Annotated in this window: 26 protein-coding genes; 5 read left to right on the top strand and 21 right to left on the bottom strand. The window is 38.8% G+C overall.

What is annotated here, in order from left to right; genetic code table 11:
* From SORDD27_RS00220 to SORDD27_RS00180, 10 genes are all read right to left on the bottom strand, one after another.
* The coding region (locus tag SORDD27_RS00220) for a TatD family hydrolase (RefSeq protein WP_414162620.1) at positions 1–252 on the bottom strand (252 nt) is incomplete at its 3' end.
* A gap of 133 nt (positions 253–385) precedes the next feature.
* Positions 386–1,525, bottom strand: coding sequence for a tyrosine-type recombinase/integrase (locus SORDD27_RS00215; protein WP_061426628.1), 1,140 nt, complete (start codon positions 1,523–1,525; stop codon positions 386–388).
* 62 nt (positions 1,526–1,587) lie between these two features.
* Complete coding sequence (locus SORDD27_RS00210) at positions 1,588–1,797, bottom strand: hypothetical protein (RefSeq protein WP_045614723.1); 210 nt, start codon at positions 1,795–1,797, stop codon at positions 1,588–1,590.
* Positions 1,798–1,849: 52 nt separating this feature from the next.
* Positions 1,850–2,701 (bottom strand): rolling circle replication-associated protein, encoded by an 852-nt coding sequence (locus SORDD27_RS00205; RefSeq protein ID WP_061426626.1) that lies wholly within the window; start codon positions 2,699–2,701, stop codon positions 1,850–1,852.
* 226 nt (positions 2,702–2,927) lie between these two features.
* Positions 2,928–3,494: a hypothetical protein gene (locus SORDD27_RS00200; protein ID WP_061426624.1), complete on the bottom strand. Its 567-nt coding sequence runs from the start codon at positions 3,492–3,494 to the stop codon at positions 2,928–2,930.
* Between the two features lie 11 nt (positions 3,495–3,505).
* Positions 3,506–3,871 (bottom strand): hypothetical protein, encoded by a 366-nt coding sequence (locus SORDD27_RS00195; protein WP_061426622.1) that lies wholly within the window; start codon positions 3,869–3,871, stop codon positions 3,506–3,508.
* 149 nt (positions 3,872–4,020) lie between these two features.
* Positions 4,021–4,176: a sigma factor-like helix-turn-helix DNA-binding protein gene (locus tag SORDD27_RS10045; protein ID WP_231069315.1), complete on the bottom strand. Its 156-nt coding sequence runs from the start codon at positions 4,174–4,176 to the stop codon at positions 4,021–4,023.
* A 44-nt stretch (positions 4,177–4,220) separates the two neighbouring features.
* Positions 4,221–4,442, bottom strand: a complete 222-nt coding sequence (locus SORDD27_RS10040; protein ID WP_231069248.1) for a hypothetical protein — start codon at positions 4,440–4,442, stop codon at positions 4,221–4,223.
* 198 nt (positions 4,443–4,640) lie between these two features.
* A complete protein-coding gene (locus tag SORDD27_RS00185; RefSeq protein ID WP_061426620.1) occupies positions 4,641–6,161 on the bottom strand; it encodes a hypothetical protein in 1,521 nt (506 codons plus the stop codon).
* A gap of 3 nt (positions 6,162–6,164) precedes the next feature.
* Positions 6,165–6,602 (bottom strand): hypothetical protein, encoded by a 438-nt coding sequence (locus tag SORDD27_RS00180; RefSeq protein WP_061426618.1) that lies wholly within the window; start codon positions 6,600–6,602, stop codon positions 6,165–6,167.
* Between the two features lie 144 nt (positions 6,603–6,746).
* Between SORDD27_RS00180 and SORDD27_RS00175 the strand changes: the two genes are divergently transcribed.
* Positions 6,747–7,079, top strand: a complete 333-nt coding sequence (locus SORDD27_RS00175) for a helix-turn-helix domain-containing protein (protein WP_061426616.1) — start codon at positions 6,747–6,749, stop codon at positions 7,077–7,079.
* Between the two features lie 78 nt (positions 7,080–7,157).
* Here SORDD27_RS00175 and SORDD27_RS00170 read toward each other — a convergent pair whose 3' ends face one another.
* Both SORDD27_RS00170 and SORDD27_RS00165 read right to left on the bottom strand, forming a co-directional pair.
* Positions 7,158–8,342 (bottom strand): hypothetical protein, encoded by a 1,185-nt coding sequence (locus tag SORDD27_RS00170; protein WP_061426614.1) that lies wholly within the window; start codon positions 8,340–8,342, stop codon positions 7,158–7,160.
* Positions 8,335–8,706 (bottom strand): hypothetical protein, encoded by a 372-nt coding sequence (locus tag SORDD27_RS00165; protein ID WP_061426613.1) that lies wholly within the window; start codon positions 8,704–8,706, stop codon positions 8,335–8,337. The genes SORDD27_RS00170 and SORDD27_RS00165 overlap by 8 nt, the downstream gene beginning before the upstream one ends.
* A 379-nt stretch (positions 8,707–9,085) precedes the next feature.
* On the opposite strand from SORDD27_RS00165, the gene SORDD27_RS00160 reads away from it, so the two are divergent.
* Positions 9,086–10,930: an APC family permease gene (locus tag SORDD27_RS00160; RefSeq protein ID WP_061426612.1), complete on the top strand. Its 1,845-nt coding sequence runs from the start codon at positions 9,086–9,088 to the stop codon at positions 10,928–10,930.
* Positions 10,931–11,112: 182 nt separating this feature from the next.
* Here SORDD27_RS00160 and rpmH read toward each other — a convergent pair whose 3' ends face one another.
* The 3 genes from rpmH to SORDD27_RS00145 form a co-directional block, all read right to left on the bottom strand.
* Positions 11,113–11,247: a 50S ribosomal protein L34 gene (rpmH, locus tag SORDD27_RS00155; RefSeq protein ID WP_000831905.1), complete on the bottom strand. Its 135-nt coding sequence runs from the start codon at positions 11,245–11,247 to the stop codon at positions 11,113–11,115.
* Between the two features lie 144 nt (positions 11,248–11,391).
* Positions 11,392–12,606: a pyridoxal phosphate-dependent aminotransferase gene (locus SORDD27_RS00150; protein ID WP_061426611.1), complete on the bottom strand. Its 1,215-nt coding sequence runs from the start codon at positions 12,604–12,606 to the stop codon at positions 11,392–11,394.
* 143 nt (positions 12,607–12,749) lie between these two features.
* Complete coding sequence (locus tag SORDD27_RS00145) at positions 12,750–13,049, bottom strand: hypothetical protein (protein WP_061426610.1); 300 nt, start codon at positions 13,047–13,049, stop codon at positions 12,750–12,752.
* Between the two features lie 166 nt (positions 13,050–13,215).
* On the opposite strand from SORDD27_RS00145, the gene SORDD27_RS00140 reads away from it, so the two are divergent.
* A complete protein-coding gene (locus SORDD27_RS00140) occupies positions 13,216–13,668 on the top strand; it encodes a universal stress protein (RefSeq protein WP_000079162.1) in 453 nt (150 codons plus the stop codon).
* A 36-nt stretch (positions 13,669–13,704) separates the two neighbouring features.
* Here the strand turns inward: SORDD27_RS00140 and SORDD27_RS00135 are convergent, their stop codons facing one another.
* Positions 13,705–15,090 (bottom strand): Cof-type HAD-IIB family hydrolase, encoded by a 1,386-nt coding sequence (locus SORDD27_RS00135; protein ID WP_061426609.1) that lies wholly within the window; start codon positions 15,088–15,090, stop codon positions 13,705–13,707.
* Between the two features lie 65 nt (positions 15,091–15,155).
* Here SORDD27_RS00135 and SORDD27_RS00130 point away from each other — a divergent pair, with 65 nt between their 5' ends.
* Positions 15,156–16,118: an asparaginase gene (locus SORDD27_RS00130; protein WP_061426607.1), complete on the top strand. Its 963-nt coding sequence runs from the start codon at positions 15,156–15,158 to the stop codon at positions 16,116–16,118.
* A 53-nt stretch (positions 16,119–16,171) separates the two neighbouring features.
* On the opposite strand, the gene ccpA is transcribed toward SORDD27_RS00130, so the two are convergent.
* Entirely contained in the window at positions 16,172–17,182 is a 1,011-nt protein-coding gene (ccpA, locus tag SORDD27_RS00125) for a catabolite control protein A (protein WP_061426605.1), read from the bottom strand.
* Positions 17,183–17,386: 204 nt separating this feature from the next.
* Here ccpA and SORDD27_RS00120 point away from each other — a divergent pair, with 204 nt between their 5' ends.
* Entirely contained in the window at positions 17,387–17,704 is a 318-nt protein-coding gene (locus SORDD27_RS00120) for a DUF960 domain-containing protein (RefSeq protein ID WP_049505202.1), read from the top strand.
* A 50-nt stretch (positions 17,705–17,754) separates the two neighbouring features.
* On the opposite strand, the gene SORDD27_RS00115 is transcribed toward SORDD27_RS00120, so the two are convergent.
* The 4 genes from SORDD27_RS00115 to SORDD27_RS00100 form a co-directional block, all read right to left on the bottom strand.
* Entirely contained in the window at positions 17,755–19,038 is a 1,284-nt protein-coding gene (locus tag SORDD27_RS00115; RefSeq protein WP_061426603.1) for a hypothetical protein, read from the bottom strand.
* Positions 19,031–19,852 (bottom strand): 2-amino-4-hydroxy-6-hydroxymethyldihydropteridine diphosphokinase, encoded by an 822-nt coding sequence (gene folK / locus SORDD27_RS00110; protein ID WP_061426601.1) that lies wholly within the window; start codon positions 19,850–19,852, stop codon positions 19,031–19,033. Before folK ends, SORDD27_RS00115 begins: the two co-directional genes overlap by 8 nt.
* A 159-nt stretch (positions 19,853–20,011) precedes the next feature.
* Positions 20,012–20,566 carry a GTP cyclohydrolase I FolE gene (folE, locus tag SORDD27_RS00105; RefSeq protein WP_000380931.1) on the bottom strand — a complete coding sequence of 185 codons (555 nt, stop codon included), beginning with the start codon at positions 20,564–20,566 and terminating at the stop codon, positions 20,012–20,014.
* Positions 20,547–21,866 (bottom strand): bifunctional folylpolyglutamate synthase/dihydrofolate synthase, encoded by a 1,320-nt coding sequence (locus SORDD27_RS00100; protein ID WP_061426599.1) that lies wholly within the window; start codon positions 21,864–21,866, stop codon positions 20,547–20,549. The genes folE and SORDD27_RS00100 overlap by 20 nt, the downstream gene beginning before the upstream one ends.
* Position 21,867 lies beyond the last annotated feature (1 nt).

Below are 21,867 nucleotides of genomic sequence, written 5' to 3'. Positions count from 1 at the left end.
TTTTAGTTTTTCAAGCAAGTAAGCTTCGACCTCATCTGTGTAAGTCCCTGCTTCCGTCGGATGCCAGCCAATAGTTGCGTAGAGTTGCTCATACTCATCTGTCAATTCTAGGGCTCGCTCAATGGTCGGTGTATCAAAACCAACAATATTCATCTGTGTCACACCCATCTCAGCAGCCAAGGCGATTTCTTCTGCCTCACGTCCTGCAAATTCTTCTACATTTAAATGTGTGTGCGTATCAAAAATATCCAAACTATATTTCCTTCTCTTTCCTCAATGTTCCTTAGCTACCAAAAGAAAAGACTTTCTCTCTTCTATACTTCCCTATACTTCCCCTAGTTTCTATTCACTTTGGTTAGTACTTGGTTAGTTCTATGGTTAGCATCTACAGATGAATTTGATTAAGTTTCTCTCTCAATTCATCTTGTATATTTTTTGTTACATGACTATAGATCCTTAAAGTGATAGATTCATCTCTATGTCCAACTCGCTCCATAATAGCCTTTATGGGTATCCCTAGTTCAGCCAATAAACTAATATGCGAATGTCTAAGCATGTGAATATTATAGGATCTGTGCCCACCCAACACTACTTCACAAATATTTTTGATAAATCTATATAATAAAGGCTGTCTCATAATGTTACCTTGCTCAGTCACAAAGATGAACTCCTCATCAAAACAGTTACTACGAAAGTACTCGATAATTTCCAAGCAACGTTCACTTAGTACTATCGTCCTGACAGAACCTACTGTTTTCGTTGTCTGTAAGATTCTCTCATCATATCCATGAGCAACATAATCTATTGTATGATCAATTGTTAAAAGATTCGCTTTGAAGTTTACATCTTGATAGCGAACCCCTATAAACTCTGCAAAACGAAGACCAGTTAAAAAGATAAATTCCATTGCCAAAGCATAACGCTTATCTTTATTGTGACTTTCACAATACGATAAAACCTGTCCTAGTTCCTCTCTACTAATGAAATTATCCTTAGCTTTTTGCAACTTCTCATAGTCCACTTTCTGCTTCGGAATTACCACCCCTTTAACTGGTGAGTCAGAAATATATCCGACCTTTACAGCATAATCAAAGATACCATGCAAGTATATTTTTCGATTTTTTCTTGTTGAATTTTGAACATTCAAATTCATTAGATATGTTTGAACTAGCTGAGTGGTGTAATCTGATATTCTCAAATTTCCTACTGCTCCCATGAAAAGCTCTAAACTTTTCATCTCACTTCTATAACTAGAAGATTTTATCTCACTGGAGCGAATCATTTTCCATTCTTCCAATAGTTGACTAAAAATCATTTCTTCTAGTTGTTTCTTTTCAACTTCCTCTTTTGTAGGGGCGGTTAGAAGTTTTTCGATTTTTAGCGCTAAACGACGTTTTGCTTCTGCTTGAGAAACTCTAGATTTTGATTTTAGAGTCACAGAGACTTGCTTCCACTTTCCCTCTCGTTCATGATAGAATTTCTCATAATAACGGTATTTACCATTATCCAATTTTTTAAAAAACATTTCTTCTCCTTGTACTTTTAAAGCAAAGGAAAGCTATGTAGCATAGCTTAATTATAACATAACTACATAGCTTCCTCATATTTCTTTTGTTTATAAAGCAGAAATTCCTTATAACCTTCAACATTTATATATACTCTCTTATGAGAAGGCTTCAAAATGTATCCTTGGAATTTTTCATTTCTTCGCATTTCTGTTAGATCATTGTTTAAGGTTTTTAACGGAACATCAAATAATTCCGTAATCCCTTTCTTGCTTTTATATATATTTTCCATAAATTTCTCCTATTTTTGATATAATAGGGATGGTAAAAGACATTCTCTTTTATTACCTACTTAGCTTGTCAGTTGCTCCGCCAAAAGTGTCTGACAAGCTTTTTATGTTATCGTAAAACTCGGTAGTATATTCTTTCACACCATAATGAGTTTCATGTTTTGTGGTACGTGAAAAAGTCGGTGGACTGTTAATTTTATAAGTTTTCATAAGTTCAGCCTTTGTTGTTGTAATTTCCAAAGGCTTTTCAATTCCTCTGCTAGTTCGATAAATTCTGATACCCTTGGGATACATATGTAGGCGAGCACCTTTTATAATTGCTTTGTTTTCTGAACCCTCATCACCTATCTGCAAATTAGATAAATAAGCAATCAAATAATTCCCAACCTTGTCAGCTCTCCGTAGCCTTTTGGTCTTTGTGAAACCTTTCACCCACATCTTAGCAAGGTCATTGTTAGGAATTGTTAGTTCGGAATCGTTCTTTAATAACACATGCAAATGCCACCTTCCACTAGCTTGTGGCTCAATGACCGTAATATAATCAACATTTCCAAACTGATTACGAATGCGTCGAATGAACGCTTTGAAATCCATGTAAACTATAGCCGGATCGGTAACATGGTCTCGATAAGTCAACGTTATCCATAACTGGTTGATACCTCCCGTAAAATTATGAGATACTAGACGGCGTAGTTTTTTCATAGTCTGTTTAGTAGACTTCAAATTATCGAGTCGTGTACTACTGGAAGTATCCATAGCGTGAATTTCTCCGGTCTCAAGATTTACGTAACGCTTGCCTTCAATCACTTTGATAATTTGTTCTTGTTGGCCGTTAGCTGTAGTCATTTCTACGGTATCACCATAAACATATGCTTTAACCAATTTATTGGGTAAAATTTGATTCATAATGTCTCCTTTCATTGTGCTTTTGTTTGACGCTTATCAAGTTAAGGCGTCGCACTATCGATGATTAAATTCAGATTTATTCCATGATTTATTGACAATAGGGACCCTCAGATTATAAAACTGATTGTGTCGGCACGGCGAACAAAGTTCGACCGCACCGCCCCAACCAGTCTAATCTATCTTAGCCTATTATCAACAACTTTCACGGCATAAAGAATTTAACCATCTAAGACCACGGATGTTTCAATTTGAACAACGCCCCTTTAATCGTTCGTCTATCTGATTCATTACATATGATGAATACTAGATAGCGCAACCCATTCTTTACATATAGATCAGCGATACCATGAAGAGCATATTTGTTCAAATAAAAGATCCAAGTATCTTTTATTCTTAATAGAGCGTCTGGATCTATCTCTCCAAAAATTTGAAACCGAAAAACTACACACCTAGCTCCAAATTCTTGAATTCCCTGGTTATCCATTGTACCTATAGGAACTCTTTCATCTGCTACGTGCACTCTCTGGACCGACTTGCTTCCATCGGCTTGAACAACTTCCTGAGCTTCGTAAATTGGAACTAGTGTATATGCAAACTGATTTTCCTGAATATTTTCTTTCACTAATTCTACCAATACATTTTGAGTAGAATCTAGAAATCTATTCCAGTTTTTTTGATTTTCTTCTATCTGGACTTTCCTCTGGTACTCCTGAAGTTTTCTGCCACAAAGATGACAAACTTCCTTAATACCTTCAAAAATCTTCATAGGTATTTCTTCGATAATCGACGGCATATTGACCTCCTTTAAAGTTCGACAACTTCATTGACTTTTGCAATCAAACTAAGCTGGTTACGGTACTCTCCATATACAACTGCCTTCTCAATGTCTACAATTTCTACAGTTGTGATCATTGGTTGATACGAGTCATAATCCTTCATCGATGCTAGTGGAACTTTTACAGTGAGTTGCTCTCCAATATTATTTTTTTCGTTTGGATAGTCACTGTCATCAGAAAAGATAAGTACGCCCACTTTTACCCCTTTTTCAATTTCTGAACCAGTTTCACTTTTTTCTATCCACATTGTGGCAGAAATAAAGCGTAACTCTTTTTGAGCAAAGAATAACGAAGCGTTGAACTCTGTAAAATATGATAAGTTCTTAAGTGCCATAAGTCAAAACCTTCTTTCTATATGTAAAAGCAAATCGTCTACTTTTAACGAAATAAATACTGTGACGATTACAGATAGCAACATTTTAAAATCACCTCCTTGCTTATAAGGAGAAATTTTAAAAGAGTTCGGAGTAGATTATGAAATTATTAATCTATTAATTCTTTTCGTAGAATCTCTATAATACGCTCATAGTGTCTTTTGACAGTTTTGTCACTAAGCCCAACTTCCTTTGCAAGTTGCGAGAATGATTTATTCTCAAAAACAACTCCAAACAGAATTTCTCTGTCTCTGTTGCTCAGCAAACTCTTAATAGTATCGTTTATAATAGCAATTTCTTCTTTTTTAATTAAGAGAGACAATGGTCATTATAATCTGCTATCGTATCTAATAAAGAACCTGTGTCACCTGATCTACTATCTAAACTACAAAGACCATAAGATCGATCTTTTCTACATGAATTCTCATAGGGCTGGTTTAATAAGTTATCTACCTTTTTCCAATCGTCAGTAAGTAAAGCTCTTTTAATTGCTTCTTCTCTACGTTGTTCTACTTTTGTTAAATCTACCATAGGTTGGTACCTCCTGCTCGGGTTTACCAACCATACAGAGTTTGTCTTCTCACGCTATCCCCAGTGGAAAAAACTTAGTAGTCATTTTAGATAGAAACAGTCAGATGTATAAAAAAATAGCAGTTATACAAAATCGTATAACTGCTATGCATTTCTAGATATAACTCTCTCTATATTTTTAGTTTTTTATTCATACAATCATTCATCTAAACGATAAAAAATTCTTGTGTTTGACTGCTCTTCAATAGATCCAAAAATAATACGATCTTTACTACTGTCACCATTTACTTCACCTTTAATAGCAACACCCGCAGGAATAAAATTAATGTAGTTTGATGGAGTAACTGTTTCCCAATTAAACTCTTTCCCAAATATTCCAATCCCACTATTATCAGCATTCTTTTTCACATCATGTATTATTCGTTCTGCTGATCTAGAACCTATCCAAGTCAGCACTCCTTTTTCATCAATTTTTATCCTATTCCCGATACCTTGATTTTCAGGAACTCCCCAAGTTCCAACTACAGTAGAAAAATCTCCTTTTACCAATCCATCAATATTCATAATGTTTTCATTTTTAACATCAGCAAACTGTTTCATCTCATTTTCTCTAAAAAATACTATTGACGGACTCTCAAAATATTCATCAAAATGATCTGTCAGCGTTAAAATATCTCTGTCTATAACAGATAAACGTGGTACTCCATCTGGTAATTCGAAGATATCATAAAGAAAAGTATTTTTTGTCGCTCCAACAGTCTCTCCAGATTTTATAATATGTATGTTGTCTCCATCAACTCCATCTACCTCTCTGCCAATATCTCCATTAGCATAAATCGGTATTACCCATTGTTCAGTCTTTTTCCCAAAATCACCAAGTATAATATCATCTTGTACGGTAGAAAATTCAATAACTCCACGTCTTGTACTTCCATTAAAAACCGATTCACCTCTACCTTCCGAATATACTTTAAATGAATGCCCATCAGGATTTCTCCAATTACCAGCAATTGAAGAGAAATTACGATTTTTGATTTCATCAATATTAAGATTTGATTTAATTGGTGTAGGTTGTTCATTCATTTCATTTTTTCTATGAAAAACAGTATAATTAATTGCATTTGGTCTTCCATAACCTTTTTCCTTAGGTTTTTCATTTTTCTGAGAAACCAGAGTGTCTTTTGTTATTTTTTTCGGTATATCATATTTGATAACATTCTCATTCTCTCTTGAAAAGTCAAATCCTACTTCATCTCGATTGAACTCTGATTTTCCTTGGAAAAAATATAAATTCCTATCAAATTTACTATATGTTTGCTCTTCCCCCATTTTGCCATTTGCATATATATTACGTTCTTTTCGTTCTTTTCGTTCTTCTCCTTCTTTTATCCCTTTTACATTCATAACCAAATACCCTTTATCAAAAGTATTATCATTTGCAACAACTAAACTTCCCTTATTTTGTATTTTTTTATCTTTATCAAATACTTTAGCATTTCCCTCCTTATCAATTGTCAAAATCATTTGATTTTCATTTTTCCCCACTTCACTGTACCACGTACCAGATAATGTTTCAAAATTCCCTGATACAATATCAGATTTACTTAATTCCTTATTTACTGATTCAATTTCTACAAATGAATCCTTTGAATCTTTAGAATAGCAACCTGATATAATTACCACTGATAGTATACTTAAAAAAATTTTGACAAGTTTCATATTCTATTCTCCTAAAAAATTATTAAATTCATCTTTTGACATATACTGAGGGCTAGGCATTTTAGGTATTCCTTCAATACCTTCAATAATCTTTGAAACAACTTCTAAGGCAATCCAATTAAAATTGGTCTGCTTTTCAATTTCTTCATTCATATTTCTCCACTCTGTTGGAACCATATACGAGGAATCTTCTGGGAGTTTAGGATAGGTTCCTTTTTCAATAATTTTAGAAAGAAAGCCGTATTCTCCATTCGGCAATGTTAGTAACACATAACCAACATTTCTCTGGTACAAGTCCGATTCTGTCGTAAATAAAACTTTTCCACCATTATTTTTTGCAAAATAATAATGAGCTTCTAAGCTACCTAACTGAGAATATTTCTTCTCACCATTTCCCATGTCCCACTCTTGTAATTTATACACAACTATTTCTTCTGTCATATTACGACTCCAATTGTATTGTTTTTTATCTATTTTAACACAAAATTGTATAGTTTGCTATCCTTTATCGTCTTTTTAGATAGTTAATTGTACTTAAAAAATCATATAAAGGATAGTAGAATAATACAAAAGAGGAAATTACGGATGGAAGCTAATCAATTACAAAAATACATAGCAGTACGTATAAGAGAATGTAGAAAAGAACAGAATCTTAGCCAAGAACAATTATCCAATCAAGCAGGGCTAGGTGTTAAAGCAATACAAAACATTGAGAATATGAAATATGATTTTAAAATACACACACTTGAAAAAGTGCTTACTGCTTTAGGACTGACCGTAGAAGACTTCTTTAATTTTCCACTCTCAAATAATTACGTCCCTATCGCTACATTGATTGATAACATCTCAGATTTATCTCACACAAAAAAATTAAAAATAATTTCTTTGTTCAATGAAATTATAAAAAATATAGATTAAAAGAGGAACTCTCAATGAATTCCTCTTTTTGTATGCTACTTTAACTTTCCTTCGGTTAGTTTTTTTACTTTATAGATACTAACTATTCTGATGAAAATTTAAAATTTCATATTTTTCAGAGATTACATTTCTATTTTCATCCAAAAAAGTTCGCTTTATCCACCGTCCTCGTATTTCACTTGACACCGAAATGGTTCTATCCATTCTTTTAATTTCCCTAAATAATTCACTAGAAAACTTTGCCTTTACTATTCCAGATAAAGTTTTTATAGAGACATTATTTCGAGCATTGGATGCACTAGATACTATTCCTTCAAAATCGAATTCTTCTGAAAACACTTCCGCATCATCTTGCTTTTGAACTAGAGAATTTAAGTCTTGAATAAATTTATCACTTTGTTCATTAACAATAATAGTGGATAACTTTTTCTTGTCCTTTTCCAAAGTTACAGTAAGGCCGTTTTCTTTTATGACATTATAAAATTCAACGAAAGATTTTACTATTTTATTATTCTCAAAAATTACATCTGAGTAGACATCCGACGCCTCTTTGTAATTTATAGATTCTGTAAAAACAATAAAGTCATCGAAATAAAGTTCAAATTCATCCTCAAAAAGAGTAACCTCTTCCGGACGAACTATTTCAAAATTTATATTGAATGAACCGGGGGTAAATGGTGTTAGTACAAGTTTCCCATTAGTAAATATATTATGTTCCCTTAAAAATACTTTTGATCCCTCTATAAAATTTTCCATCAAATTTATCGCTTTAGCAACGACATCTAAATCTGCTGAGTGTGAATTATAAGAATCAACTAGCTTTATTGTCAGTTGTTTATTATTTAAAATATCTGAAAATGTTGTGGCATATTCACTACATAGCATATTAAAACTTTTTCCACTAATCAAATCCCGCTCAAATTTTGAATCGTCCTCAGGGAAATACTCACTCGCATTAATGTTATTCTCTAATTCGAAAATTTTAACACCATATTTAACAAAGATATTATTATTTTCTCTTTTTAGAATGGAAAAGTCATCTTCTAAATAAAACTCTTGAAGAAGTGTATTCGTAGAAATATCAGAAAATAGAGTTTTCAAATTCTTAATAGAAAGAGGTTTTACAAAAAATGTATCAAAATCAATTGCATATACAAAATAATATTTATCATCGATCTTCTTAGTAATAAATGACAATGGAATATCATAGTAATCAAAAATATAAAGATATTCTACTGATTCAAAATCCAAAATACTACTCATTTTCTACACCTCCTTCCTGAGCATCAAGAAAATTCACATCCTGAAACTCCCACAAATTTAAATGTTCTCCTTCTAACAGTCCCACACCATGACTAGGTAAAATATTTATCAACACAGCAACTTTATCTTTAAATTTAGGATAACGTTTTTTTAGTTCTTCAATTGCTTGCTCTGATGCAAAAAACGATAAAGCTTTGGCCTCACATAATTTTGGGGGCGGAAAATTCAAACCTAAATCTACGTGGGTTTTAAAGTCATCTTTTTCAGGAACCTCACTATTACATAATCTATAAAACGAACCTTCCATCTCTTTTGCTTCAGATGGCGGACAAGCATCTGGATAATCTTCACCATACTTCAACATATAATTCCCCTTCAAATTAAAACCAACTATTATTATTTTACTCTATGCAAAGTAAGTTTTCAAGTATCTACAAATATTATAGTGAAATAAAAAGAGAGATTTATCTCCCTCTTCGTTATGCTACTTTAACTTTCCTTTGGTTAGTTTTATGGTTAATTTATACCTTAATAATGTCAAGAGTCCTTAAACTGTACTCCAAACACTCTAGATATGAGTATCAAAAATCATCTCTTCTAACCTCATTTTCTTCCCTCTATTATACCAAAAATAGCATCCCTCGGCTTGTAAAAATATTCTAATACCAATCATTCTCCCTTGACTGCCTTTTTTCAAAGCAGTATAATAACACTTATTGAAATTTTCATCAAAGGAAAAGAAAATGTTTAGAAAATTAAAATATACCTTTATCGGTCGACCACTCAAGTCTCTCACAGACGGTGAAGGGGGATTGTTAGGGAAAATGCAGGCACTTGCAATGTTATCCAGTGATGCCCTGTCTTCTATTGCCTATGGACCCGAACAAGTCATTCTCGTATTAGTCAGTCTCTCTCCTCTCGCTATTTGGTGGAGCCTCCCTATCGGTATTTTTGTCCTCTTACTGCTCGCTAGCTTGACCATTTCCTATCGTCAAATTATTCACGCCTATCCTCAAGGTGGAGGAGCTTATATGGTTACTCGGGAAAATCTCTCCCCTGAACTAGGCTTGATTGCAGGGGGCAGTCTCCTTGTTGACTATATGCTGACAGTAGCCGTATCCGTTGCGTCTGGAGCTGATGCTATTACAGCAGCCATCCCTGCCTTCCATCCCTACAATCTTCATATCTCTATTTTCCTAGTCTGCCTGCTCATGCTCTTAAATTTAAGAGGCTTGAAAGAATCTGCCAGCTCTCTGATGATTCCCGTCTACCTCTTTATCTTCAGTACCGTCTTTCTCTTGCTTTATGGGTTTTTTCAACTATTTACAGGTTCCCTAAACTATCAGGCGACTTCAACCATTGGACAAACTGTTCCGAGCCTTTCCATCGTTCTCCTATTGAGAGCCTTTACCAGTGGCTCTGCCTCTCTGACAGGGGTTGAGGCTATTTCAAATGCGGTACCATTTTTCAAAACTCCGAAAGAAAAGAATGCTGCTCAAACCTTGACCATCATGTCGCTGATTTTAGGATTTCTTTTTGCAGGCATTACCTTCCTAAACTACTGGATGGGCATCACTCCTCAAAATGGAGAAACCATCCTCTCGCAAATGGCAAAGGGCATTCTTGGTGATTCATTCTTTGGTCATGCTAGCTACTATCTCTTCCAGTTCTCAACAGCCCTGATTCTAGCTGTAGCTGCAAATACTGGCTTTTCAGCCTTCCCTATGCTGGCTTACAATATGGCTAAAAACAAGTACATGCCCCATCTCTTTATGGAAAAGGGGGATCGTCTCGGCTACTCCAACGGTATCTTAACTCTGGCCTTTGGGGCTATGATCCTTCTTCTCATTTTTAACGGGAATACTGAACGCTTGATTCCTCTTTATACTATCGGGGTCTTCGTTCCCTTTGCCCTTTCTCAGACTGGGATGATTCGCCATTGGAAAAAGGAAAAAGGAGCAAACTTTTTAAAACCTGCCTTTGCTAATATCCTTGGGGCCATCATTTGTTATGCTATTGTCCTCATTTTACTCCTCTTCAGACTGGGTGATATCTGGCCATTCTTCCCAATTATCCTAGTTTTAACCTTCCTCTTTTTGTCCATTCACAGCCATTACCAAAAAGTGGCAAAACAACTGCGACTCTACGAAGGAATTGAAAAACGTACCTACGATGGCAATCTGGTTCTTGTCCTAGTAGGAAATGTTACTCGAGTAAGTGTCGGAGCCATTAACTACGCTCAAAGTATCGGTGATGAAGTGTTGGCCATGCACATTTCTACTAAAGAAACGGCCGAAAAAGACCAAGAAATTCTTCAGGAATTTGCCGATTATTTCCCAAATATCACTCTGAAGAATATCAATACCAGCTACCGCGACATCATCACCCCTAGCGTTAAGTATGTCAAACGAATCGCCCAAGAAGCTAAGCAAAAAAACTACACCGTTACAGTTCTTGTACCACAGTTTATCCCTAACAAGCCTTGGCAAAATATCCTGCACAATCAAATGAGCCTTAAACTAAAATACGCTCTCAGATGGCACGAAGACGTCGTTGTCGCTAGCTACTCTTATCACTTAAAAGAATAAACAAAAACTCAAAATCAGTAACTTATATCTGGTTTTGAGTTTTTTGTATGTGACCTTTTAAATGAGCCCTCTATGAGTTTCATCTGAAATGACCGATTTCGTGGACAATGCACCCGTTTAAGATAAAAAGAAAAGCCAGTAGACTCGAGTTCCTACTGACTTCTTTGTTGAATTCGTTTGGATTATGCAGCCAAAACTTTGCGTCCTTTACGACGACGAGCTGCCAATACGCGACGACCGTTTTTAGTTGACATACGGTTACGGAATCCGTGTTTGCGCGCACGACGAAGTTTACTTGGTTGATAAGTACGTTTCACGATGAATACCTCCTCATAGATTTTGTATTCGTTTAGCCGGCTATAAAGTGATCAGTTACTAAACATACTTTACTATTCTATCTGATTCTGACCTATTTGTCAATAGCTCTAAGGAAATGTTTCCTGCTTTTCCCTTTGAAAGCCTTATCTACGATACTGGCTCAAGAAACGTGTCATCTTTTCTTGGATTTGCGCTAATTCGTCCACACGAGGAAGGTAAACGATACGGAAATGGTCTGGTTCCTTCCAGTTAAAACCACGACCATGAACCAAGAGAACCTTTTCCTGCTTCAAGAAATCAAGAACGAACTGTTCATCATCATCAATGCGGTACATATTGCGGTCGATTTTAGGGAAGATATAAAGACCCGCCTTCGGCTTGACCGCAGACAAACCTGGGATATCTTGAATGGCATTGTAAATGAAGTTTCTTTGCTCGTAAATCCGTCCACCAGGAAGGAGCAATTCATCCACTGACTGGTGCCCACCTAGTGAAGTTTGTACGACTTGCTGGGCCAAAACGTTAGAGCAAAGGCGCATATTGGACAGCATATTGAGCCCTTCGATATAGCCCTTGACATGAATCTTAGGACCAGACAAGACCATCCATCCTACACGGAAACCAGCGATGCGATGAGATTTTGACAGACCATTCATGCTGACACAGAAAACATCAGGTGCCAAGCTTGCCACAGGTGTATGCACATGCCCATCCATCACCATGCGATCATAAATTTCATCCGCAAAGATGATCAAATCGTTTTGACGGGCAATCTCAATAAGCTCCAACAAGAGTTCCTTAGGATAAAGGGCTCCAGTTGGGTTGTTCGGATTGATAAGGACGATTGCCTTGGTATTGGAAGTAATTTTTGACTTAATATCGTCAATATCTGGGTACCATTCTGCAGCCTCATCACAGATATAGTGAACGGCATTTCCCCCAGCTAGGCTGACCGCGGCTGTCCAGAGAGGATAGTCTGGCATAGGCACCAAGACCTCATCGCCATTATCCAAAAGCCCTTGCATGGACATAACAATCAGCTCACTGACACCATTTCCAAGGTAGATATCATCAATGTCCACATTGGGAAATTTCTTCAGTTGGCAATACTGCATGATAGCCTTACGCGCCGAAAAAATACCCTTGGAATCAGAGTACCCTTCACTATCACGCGCATTCATAATCAAGTCATGAATGACCTCATCTGGCGCTGTAAAGCCAAATTCTGCTGGATTCCCTGTATTCAGACGTAAAATCTTTTCTCCGTTTGCTCGCATCCGCATAGCTTCTTCCAAAACAGGACCACGGATATCATAGGCAACGTGCTCTAACTTACTAGACTTGTTATATTCTTTCATCTTGTTTCCTCAATTCATCGAGATAGTAACATTATACCACTAGAAAGGGATTGCGACAAGTTTCCTGAAATGAGCAAGTAAAGAAAAAACTCACAACGACTAGGTTCTCACCGTCTAAACAACTAGAATACAGAAGTATTTTCTCACATACCAAAAGACAAACCTAGAAAGACCAGCGCTAAAAAGGAGTCATATAAAAGATTAAACATGAGAAAGAGCCCCCACGTGACCAAATAGTCCAAACGACCACTTCTCTTTGCAATCACCAATAAAATGATGTGGTAGACTAGGTGAAAGAGAAGAAATCCAACAAATCCTGGATAAAGAACGGGCACGACTCTTTCCAGCTGCCAAAGCATCACTACTTCACCTACAAGTGACACAAGGATAATTCCATGATAAAGAAAACTTATTTTTTTAGAAGCTTTAACAGACCCTTTCATACTTTCTCATCCCCTCGCTGTGTTTCCTACTATCCCGTTTTCTTTTATTTTAACATATCTCCACCAAATTGAATCTCCGATAATATTTCTTTAAATATGATTTTTACTTTACTTCTTTAGTGAAAAGGGTTACAATAACAGTAAGAAAATTTCAGGAGGTTTCATTATGGCACAACGTTACCAAAATGTTATGGTCGCAATTGATGGTTCTAAAGAAGCGGACTTGGCTTTCGTCAAAGGTGTTTACACTGCTCTACGCAACGAATCCAAGCTCACCATTGCCCATGTTATCGACACACGCGCTCTTCAAAGCGTGTCTACCTTTGATGCTGAAGTTTACGAAGAACTCCAAGTCGATGCTGAAAGTCTGATGAAGGAGTACGAAAAGCGCGCAAGAGATGCTGGTGTGACCGATATTCACATCGTCATCGAAATGGGAAATCCAAAAACCCTCCTTGCCCGTACTATTCCAGACGCAGAAAATGTCGACCTGATTCTCGTTGGTGCAACAGGGCTCAATGCCTTTGAACGCCTCTTGGTTGGCTCTTCATCTGAGTACATTCTCCGCCATGCAAAAGTCGATTTGCTGGTCGTGAGAGAAAGTGAAAAAACATTGTAATCATTAAAAAAGGGAGCCTTGAGCTCCTTTTTGTTTCTATTTTTTTCTTTCTTTATGTCGCTCATAAGCTTTAAACTGACGTTGTAGTTCCTGTCGGATGGCAGGTTCCGGAGCATATTTTTCTTCCCAGTCATCTGGCTTTAAAATCTTGTGTGTAACTAGGTCAAAATGAGCTTTCCCATCAGGGAAGACCTTCCCCATATTTGCCTCATGAACAATGTCAAAGATACGTTCTGGATCTACTCCCATCAAAACAAAACTACCGTATGTAAAATACAGTGTGTCAATCAAAGCATCCACTTGACTGACCAGATTTTGCTTAGCAGGCGTCTTTTTCGCCACTTTCTCTGCCGCTTTATCAAGTGCCTCATGCATGCTTGCAAGGGAGTCTTGGAATTCTTCCTCCGAAGAACTTGCTGCACGAACAAACTCCACTAATTCTTCAATTTTAAAGTCTGCGCGGTGGGTTGCACCTTCAGCATCCCATGCCTGTGGCTCTTCTTGAGTTCGTTCATCCATCATGTGGTGGAAGGTTTTAACCTTATTAAAGTGGTAGTCTCGACTGACAAACACTTTTTCTGAAGCCAAAACACCAAAGTGCTCGAGCGCCTTGTGGATACCATCTTGTTGATTACTTGCCGTAATATGCTTGGCAACTTCTTTGACACTGCTACTACCATTTCCCATAGCAACCGACATACCAACACCCGCCAACATTTCCAGATCGTTGTCGGAATCACCAAAGGCCATGACTTGATTGAGATCAAAACCATATTCTTTCCCGACTCGGCGAATGCCTTCTAGTTTAGAATTTCCTTGGTTAATGATATCTGCTGCAAAAGGATTGCTTCGAGTTAATTTCAAGTCGTCAAAATCACTTGCTGCCTTCTCAGATTCTTCTGGCGTCATCAGCATCAAAACTTGATAAATGGGCTGATTAATCAAGTTAAGCAAGTCGTCTTCCTTTTGAGGAACTGCCTTGCTGACCATTCGATTAAAGGAACGGCTAACGGTTCTTGTCAGAACAGTCGGAATAAAACGACTAACCAGTTGGGAAAAGGAGCCGAGACCAAATGACATAATTTTCGAACCAACAACGGCATGCTCGGTTCCAAGAGCGATTTCTTTACGCTCCTTTTTAGCGTAAGCAATCAGTTGACGCAGGCTTGACTTAGCAATCGGACTCGCAAAGAGCACCTTTTCTTTATTAAAAATGTATTGGCCATTGTAGGTCACCGCAAAGTCTAGGTCCAAGTCTTCCATCAATTCCTTGACAAAAAACGGCCCTCGTCCTGTCGCTACTCCAACAAGCACTCCTTGCTCTTTGACAATCTTAATCGCGTCCTTAGTGGATTTCAAAACACTCTTGCGATCGTTGACTAGCGTTCCATCGATATCAAAAAAAACAGCCTTGACTTCCATCCTGTCCCATTCTCCCCTTTTGTGTTACAATGATTATACCACATTTCAGAAAGAGTGACTAAATCATGCCTAAGAAAATCCTTGTTTTACATACAGGTGGGACTATTTCCATGCAAGCAGACGCCACTGGTGCCGTTGTAACTAGCCAGGAAAATCCCATGAACCATGTTTCCAATCCGCTTGAAGGGATTGAGGTTCATGCCCTAGACTTTTTTAATCTGCCAAGCCCTCATATCAAACCCAAGCATATGCTTGCACTCTATCATAAGATTAAAGAAGAAGCTGATAACTACGATGGAGTTGTCATCACACATGGTACAGATACCTTAGAAGAAACAGCTTACTTCCTTGATACCATGAAAATTCCGCCCATCCCCATCGTTCTAACAGGTGCCATGCGTAGTTCAAACGAACTTGGTAGCGATGGTGTTTATAACTATCTGAGCGCTTTACGAGTTGCCAGTGATGATAAAGCAGCCGACAAGGGTGTGCTGGTCGTCATGAACGATGAGATCCACGCAGCCAAGTATGTTACCAAGACTCATACGACCAACGTCAGCACCTTTCAAACCCCAACACATGGACCACTTGGCCTCATCATGAAGCAAGAAATCCTCTACTTTAAAACGGCTGAACCTCGTGTCCGCTTTGATCTTGAGCATATTCAAGGTCTAGTTCCCATCATCTCAGCCTATGCCGGTATGACAGACGAGCTGATCGATATGTTAGACTTGGAACAGCTGGATGGCTTAGTCATTCAGGCTTTTGGAGCAGGCAATGTTCCCAAAGAAACAGCTCAAAAGTTGGAAAATCTCCTCCAGAAAGGAATCCCAGTCGCCCTGGTCTCACGGTGCTTTAATGGCATTGCTGAACCTGTCTACGCCTACCAAGGTGGAGGAGTGCAGTTGCAACGAGCTGGTGTTTTCTTTGTCAAAGAACTCAACGCTCAAAAAGCGCGCCTCAAATTATTAATTGCCCTTAATGCTGGACTAAAAGGACAAGCTTTGAAAGACTATATGGAAGGCTAATCCTCTTCTCTAGAACACAAAATCAGGAAATCTTCACGATTCCCTGATTTTTTCTATTTACGTTTTCGTGTGGAGCGGCGTTCTGTCAAACCATGAGGTAAGAGAACTTCACGTTCTTCCAATTCTTCCTTATGCATAATCTTAGTCAACATACGCATACTGATAGCGCCTAGGTCATAAAGAGGTTGGGCAATAGTAGTCAAGTTTGGACGAGTGAATCGTGCAATCTGAGAGTCATCTGTCGTAATGATTTCAAACTCTTCTGGCACAGACACACCGTGGTCAGCCAAACCATTCAACACACCTGCTGCCAATTCATCACCTGTTACAACTGCGGCTGTAGCTTGTGATGAAATCAAGCGTTCTGCCAAGGCATAACCATCGTCATAGCTGTATTTTGATTCAAAGACCAATCCCTCGCTATAAGAATGTCCTGCTTTTTTCAAGGCTTCCTTGTAACCGATCAAACGAACCTTGCCATTGATATCATCGACGAGTGGTCCACTCACAAAAGCAATTTTCTCATTTTCTTTGAGAAGGTAACTCACAGCATCAATCGTTGCTTGTTTGTAGTCGATATTGACACTTGGAAGTTGGTGTTCGACATCCACAGTACCAGCAAGAACAACCGGTGTCCGTGAACGAGAAAACTCTGAACGAATCTTTTCAGTCAAGTGATAGCCCATAAAGATAATCCCATCGACTTGTTTTGAAAAGAGAGTGTTAACCACTGAAACTTCCTTTTCATCATCCTCATCACTATTTGCAAGGACAATGTTATACTTGTACATTTCAGCAATGTCGTCAATCCCCTTAGCAAGCGTTGAGAAATAACCATTGGTAATGTTAGGAATCACAACTCCGACTGTCGTTGTTTTCTTACTAGCCAAACCACGAGCGACCGCATTTGGACGATAGTCCAAGCGTTCAATCACTTCGAGGACTTTTTTTCGAGTGTTCTCTTTAACATTCTTGTTGCCATTAACGACACGGCTAACTGTTGCCATTGAAACTCCTGCTTCACGGGCAACGTCATAAATCGTTACTGTATCATCTGTGTTCATTCCGTTTCCTTTCTATATTGAAAATTTCGCTTTCACGCATCTGCTTACTCCATTTTATCACTTATTGTAAACACTTTCAAGTATTTTTTAGAGAAACTTTGAAAAAATTTCACAGTTTATTCCCATTTTGAAAAAACAAGCAGAATTCCTTGATTTTTCAGCTTTTTTACTGTATGATAAGAAAAATAAAAGGAGGAAGGAAACATGGCTTTTACAAATACACAGAGACGTTCCGCCAGTTTTGGTGTTGTGACCAGTCTACCCGACGATGTTATCGACTCTTTATGGTTCATTATCGATCATTTTTTGAAAAATGTCTTTGAATTAGAAGAAGAACTTGAGTTTCAACTGCTCAACAATACGGGGACCATTACCTTCCATTTCTCTAGTCAAAACCTTCCGACTAGCATCGATTTTGATTTCAATCATCCTTTCGATCCCCTTTACCCTCCTAGGGTCCTTGTTTTAGACATGAATGGTAAAGAAACTATCCTCCTTCCTGAAGAAAATGACCTATTTTAAAAACTCTAGCTTCTTGGCGTAAACTGCTGAGGAACTAGAGTTTTCTTTTTCTAATAAATGGAGCGACTAACAACTAGACCATTGGGTTTTGTGTACTCTAAATCAAGGTAATCCTGATAAGTCCCTGGCACAATGAAACCTTGGGGACTCAATATATCAGTTCCAGCTTTTCCCACGATAGAGTCTGCCAGCAAAACACAATTGGTACTGAGAACAAAGTAGGTCTTAAACTCAGATGAGCTGAATTTATAGAGGGTCGCATCTGCTTCCTCTTTCAGTTGGTAGGAGTAGGTATGCTTGACCTCTCCCTCTCTTCTTTTCATCAACTGCGAGCTTGGTTCCCAAGGAATTAACAGGTCTTCTATCTCCGCTAAACGCGCTTGGATAGCTGCTTTCTGTTGGTCCGTCAAACTCAGGCCATAAGCAAACAAGGTCTTCTGACTTTCCCTCTTACAGAGCTCGATGTATTTTTCCCGATTGGCTTTAAACAAGACACCGTCTCCAACCATGCCGAATAAGCGCTCCGAGTGAGGATCATACGAGCCATAGGAAATAACCGTCCCTTGATAGCAAATATCCACATGCCCCATGGCAAGGAAGAAAGAGGTTTCTGAGGTATGAATAAAAATTTCTAGATCAACCACCTGATCGTTTTTTCTTTCTGAATGAACTTCTCCTTCTTGGTTTTCATGATTTGACAGCCACTCATTTAGTTTGCGCAAGGTGCTGATAGGGATCAGAGCCGTCACAAAGATCGGCAAGGTCATTCGCATACGTCGTTTCAGCTTGGGATTGTTTTCTATCCTTTCAAAAAAGAAACCGTCCCGGAGGCTACTAGCTCCTAGCATGAGCAAGTAAAATCCAAACAAGAGCAATTCAAAATTCGCTGCATCGTGAAAAGGAGAGATGCTATAAAGACCGAATCCTATCATCCATACAGCATCGAAGAGATGATGGAGCCGAGGATGAATGGCATTTTTTCGATAGAGAGACCAAGTGACAAGACTAATGATGCCCGTAAACAGCTGGTAGCTCGCAATGATAAAAACCAGGAGATAGAGGGCAAGGTCTTGCAAGATGATAGAGTCAAACACCAGAGCCGCAACCACCAGCTTGCCCAGGGTTACAAAGATATTTTCCCGACGTTTTTTATCCTGAAACCAGCGAGTCAACAAGTGCCAAACTGCTGACAAGGAAAAGTAGCCCATCAGCAACTGGTACCCCATTCGCGGAATAACTTGTCCAAATCGAATCAAGAGAAGCCCTAAAACAATAGCAAGTAGTCCCTCCCCGATACTCTTCCACTTGCTATAGGTCTCGGAAAGTTTAGGCATTTCCTTGCTCCAACTGGTCAACCAAGTATCGAATTGGTTGCTTTAGGATCGGATGGATAAAATGGGGAGCTATTTCCACTAACGGCTCAAGAACAAAGAGGCGTTCTGCTATATAAGGATGAGGCAAGATGAGTTCGTCTGTATAGATGACTTGGTCCTCCACAAAGAGCAAGTCCAAATCAATCAAGCGAGGCCCCCAATGCACTTCTCTCACCCGTCCCATTTCTGACTCAATAGCTAATAATGTTTCTAACAAGACTGATGCTGGTAACCAGGTTTCTACTTCAATCACCTGATTGGCAAAGCTATCCTGCTCCACACCACCCCAAGGCTCCGTCGTCAAAACACTGGACTCTTTGAGAATATGGATGCCACGAGCTCGCAGGTTGTCAATGGCTTTTTCCAAGTTTGCTTGCTTATCTCCCATGTTACTTCCTAGGGCTATAAAGGCCCGTTGCTTACGACGGTGAATGGTCACCGAGCAGGTATCCAATGGTAAATGCACTGGAGCCCACGGTTTTTTTAGTTCCAACTCAATCTCTTGGACAAGAGGATAGGTCTCAAAGGTACGTTCAACTAGTTTGTAGGCTACCGTTTCAATCAAATCCTCACTCGTTTCCTGAAACCAAGTCGTCCACTGCTGGCACAGTTCTCCGTAATGGACAGAGGCTGTTAAATCCAATTCTGTAGCCGCCTTGGTCATGTCATAAGATAAGCTTGCGGAAATAACAAACTTCTGCCCCAATTCTTTCTCACTAGGGAAAAGACCATGATAGGCAAAAATTTCCAAATCTTTAATCTGCAGTTGATCCATAACTTGTCCTTTCTAGAGAAATCCGCCCAAAGCGGATTCTTTTTATAGTCAATGAAAATCAAAGTGCAAACTAGGAAGCTAGCCGCAGGCTTGCTCAAAACACTGTTTTGAGGTTGCAGATGGAAGCTGACGTGGTTTGAATTTGATTTTCGAAGATTATTATAGTCCCATTAAACGATAAGCCTGATCTCGGAGGTCCTTATCTGTTTCAAATAGACCACGAGCTACTGTCGTCAAGGTCGCAGTACCTGGTTTTCTGACACCACGCATGCTCATACACATATGTTCGGCCTCAATGACAACAAAGGCTCCTTTAGCCCCCAGATAGTCCATCAAGGCATCAGCCACCTCGATATTCAAACGTTCTTGAATTTGTGGTTTTTTAGAATAAACTTCAACCGTACGGGCTAGCTTAGACAAGCCTGCCACCCGACCATCTGGAATGTAGGCAATGTGCGCTCTCCCATAAAAGGGCAAGAAGTGGTGCTCACACATAGTATGGAAAAAAATATCCTTTTCCACTACCATATTATCATCAATAATCTCAAAGGATTTTGACAGGTGTTCCTCAGCAGTTTGGCCAAGACCTGAAAAAATCTCTTGGTACATACGGGCTACACGAGCAGGTGTTTCCTGCAAGCCCTCGCGGTTAGCGTCCTCACCAACAGCCTCAATAATCATTTTTACAGCCGTTTCAATCTTTTGTGTATCCATTCTCGTTCTTCCTCTCCATTAGGTAGGCTCTCACTTGGCTCAAGAAATACAAGGAACCCGTGACAATCCTAACTGTTTGTTTCTCTTCATCTTCGGTCATTTTCTGATCTAAAAACTCCTGCCAACTTTGGTAGTTGAGTTTTCGAGAAGCTGCAACTTCTTGCATCACTTTCTCATCCGTCGCCCGACTATCATCAAAATAAGTCAGAGTCAGTTGGCTATCTGGCACCGTCTCTAGCAAATCCAGCATATCCTCCAAGGCCTTGGTTTTGATGCAAGTAAAGAGGATTTCCTTATGATAATCCGCAAAGCGTTCTTGCAAGGTTGCTAATAAAGCCTTGATAGCATGGGGATTATGGGCCCCATCCAAAAGCAACAAGGGGGCACTAGACACGACCTCCAAACGCCCTGGCCATCTGGTTTCTTTCAAAGCTTGAGCAACCAAGTCATTACTTGCTAATTCTCGCCCAGTCTCCTGGCAATAAGTGTCTAAGAGAGCAAGCGCCATCCCCGCATTTTCTATCTGGTGCAAACCAAGCAGACCTGTTTGAAAGCGACCTTGTCTGACAGAACTAGTATAATCAAAGATTTCACCCGCTACCACGCTTTCTTGATGACGAACCTGATAATCTTTTCCATAGGCAAGTCTAGGCGCATTTTTAGCTTCTGCAATAGAGTCTATCACAGTCAAGGCTTCAGGAACAATATGACCTGTCACCAAGGGAATACCTTGTTTGATAATACCAGCTTTCTGCTCTGCTATGGCTTCCAAGGTATCACCAAGTAGGGCCACATGATCCAGTCCAATGGTCGTAATTCCTGTTAAAATTGGCTGGCAAACATTAGTACTATCCAAAAGACCACCCATACCGACTTCCATGATGGCTACATCTACTTGCTCTGAGGCAAAGTAATCATAAGCTAGAGCTGTGATAATCTCAAACTCGGTTGTTCCCTGTAAATTGGCAGCAGATTCTCCCTCAAGCAAAGTCTGATAGTCCGCCATGAGAGCTTCTAGTCTAGCCTCGGGGATAGATTCCCCATTGATGCTAATCTGATCCGTGTAATGAATGAGATAGGGCGAGCTGAACACACCAACTCTTAGACCTAGCTTTTCCAACATCTTTTTCAAAAAAGCAATGGTAGACCCCTTGCCATTGGTCCCTCCAATATGGATGACCTTGAGTTTGAGATGGGGATTGCCTTGCAGAACTAGGAGTTCCACCATGCGTTCCAAGCCAAAATGCGGTTGGTCGGTCCGGTAGTGGGCAATCCACTGATTGTTTTCAATTTCGTTCATC

Source organism: Streptococcus oralis (genome assembly GCF_001579025.1).
GTDB lineage: Bacteria > Bacillota > Bacilli > Lactobacillales > Streptococcaceae > Streptococcus > Streptococcus oralis_X.
Note: the sequence above shows the minus strand (reverse complement) of the source record. Positions and strands in the feature narration are given on the sequence as shown.

Bases quoted from the DNA above. Each gene is read 5' to 3' on its own strand.
- SORDD27_RS00215 (WP_061426628.1), bottom strand. From the start codon at position 1,525: ATGTTTTTTAAAAAATTGGATAATGGTAAATACCGTTATTATGAGAAA.
- SORDD27_RS00210 (WP_045614723.1), bottom strand. From the start codon at position 1,797: ATGGAAAATATATATAAAAGCAAGAAAGGGATTACGGAATTATTTGAT.
- SORDD27_RS00205 (WP_061426626.1), bottom strand. From the start codon at position 2,701: ATGAATCAAATTTTACCCAATAAATTGGTTAAAGCATATGTTTATGGT.
- SORDD27_RS00200 (WP_061426624.1), bottom strand. From the start codon at position 3,494: ATGCCGTCGATTATCGAAGAAATACCTATGAAGATTTTTGAAGGTATT.
- SORDD27_RS00195 (WP_061426622.1), bottom strand. From the start codon at position 3,871: ATGGCACTTAAGAACTTATCATATTTTACAGAGTTCAACGCTTCGTTA.
- SORDD27_RS10040 (WP_231069248.1), bottom strand. From the start codon at position 4,442: ATGGTAGATTTAACAAAAGTAGAACAACGTAGAGAAGAAGCAATTAAA.
- SORDD27_RS00185 (WP_061426620.1), bottom strand. From the start codon at position 6,161: ATGAAACTTGTCAAAATTTTTTTAAGTATACTATCAGTGGTAATTATA.
- SORDD27_RS00180 (WP_061426618.1), bottom strand. From the start codon at position 6,602: ATGACAGAAGAAATAGTTGTGTATAAATTACAAGAGTGGGACATGGGA.
- SORDD27_RS00175 (WP_061426616.1), top strand. From the start codon at position 6,747: ATGGAAGCTAATCAATTACAAAAATACATAGCAGTACGTATAAGAGAA.
- SORDD27_RS00170 (WP_061426614.1), bottom strand. From the start codon at position 8,342: ATGAGTAGTATTTTGGATTTTGAATCAGTAGAATATCTTTATATTTTT.
- SORDD27_RS00165 (WP_061426613.1), bottom strand. From the start codon at position 8,706: ATGTTGAAGTATGGTGAAGATTATCCAGATGCTTGTCCGCCATCTGAA.
- SORDD27_RS00160 (WP_061426612.1), top strand. From the start codon at position 9,086: ATGTTTAGAAAATTAAAATATACCTTTATCGGTCGACCACTCAAGTCT.
- SORDD27_RS00150 (WP_061426611.1), bottom strand. From the start codon at position 12,606: ATGAAAGAATATAACAAGTCTAGTAAGTTAGAGCACGTTGCCTATGAT.
- SORDD27_RS00145 (WP_061426610.1), bottom strand. From the start codon at position 13,049: ATGAAAGGGTCTGTTAAAGCTTCTAAAAAAATAAGTTTTCTTTATCAT.
- SORDD27_RS00140 (WP_000079162.1), top strand. From the start codon at position 13,216: ATGGCACAACGTTACCAAAATGTTATGGTCGCAATTGATGGTTCTAAA.
- SORDD27_RS00135 (WP_061426609.1), bottom strand. From the start codon at position 15,090: ATGGAAGTCAAGGCTGTTTTTTTTGATATCGATGGAACGCTAGTCAAC.
- SORDD27_RS00130 (WP_061426607.1), top strand. From the start codon at position 15,156: ATGCCTAAGAAAATCCTTGTTTTACATACAGGTGGGACTATTTCCATG.
- ccpA (WP_061426605.1), bottom strand. From the start codon at position 17,182: ATGAACACAGATGATACAGTAACGATTTATGACGTTGCCCGTGAAGCA.
- SORDD27_RS00120 (WP_049505202.1), top strand. From the start codon at position 17,387: ATGGCTTTTACAAATACACAGAGACGTTCCGCCAGTTTTGGTGTTGTG.
- SORDD27_RS00115 (WP_061426603.1), bottom strand. From the start codon at position 19,038: ATGCCTAAACTTTCCGAGACCTATAGCAAGTGGAAGAGTATCGGGGAG.
- folK (WP_061426601.1), bottom strand. From the start codon at position 19,852: ATGGATCAACTGCAGATTAAAGATTTGGAAATTTTTGCCTATCATGGT.
- folE (WP_000380931.1), bottom strand. From the start codon at position 20,566: ATGGATACACAAAAGATTGAAACGGCTGTAAAAATGATTATTGAGGCT.
- SORDD27_RS00100 (WP_061426599.1), bottom strand. From the start codon at position 21,866: ATGAACGAAATTGAAAACAATCAGTGGATTGCCCACTACCGGACCGAC.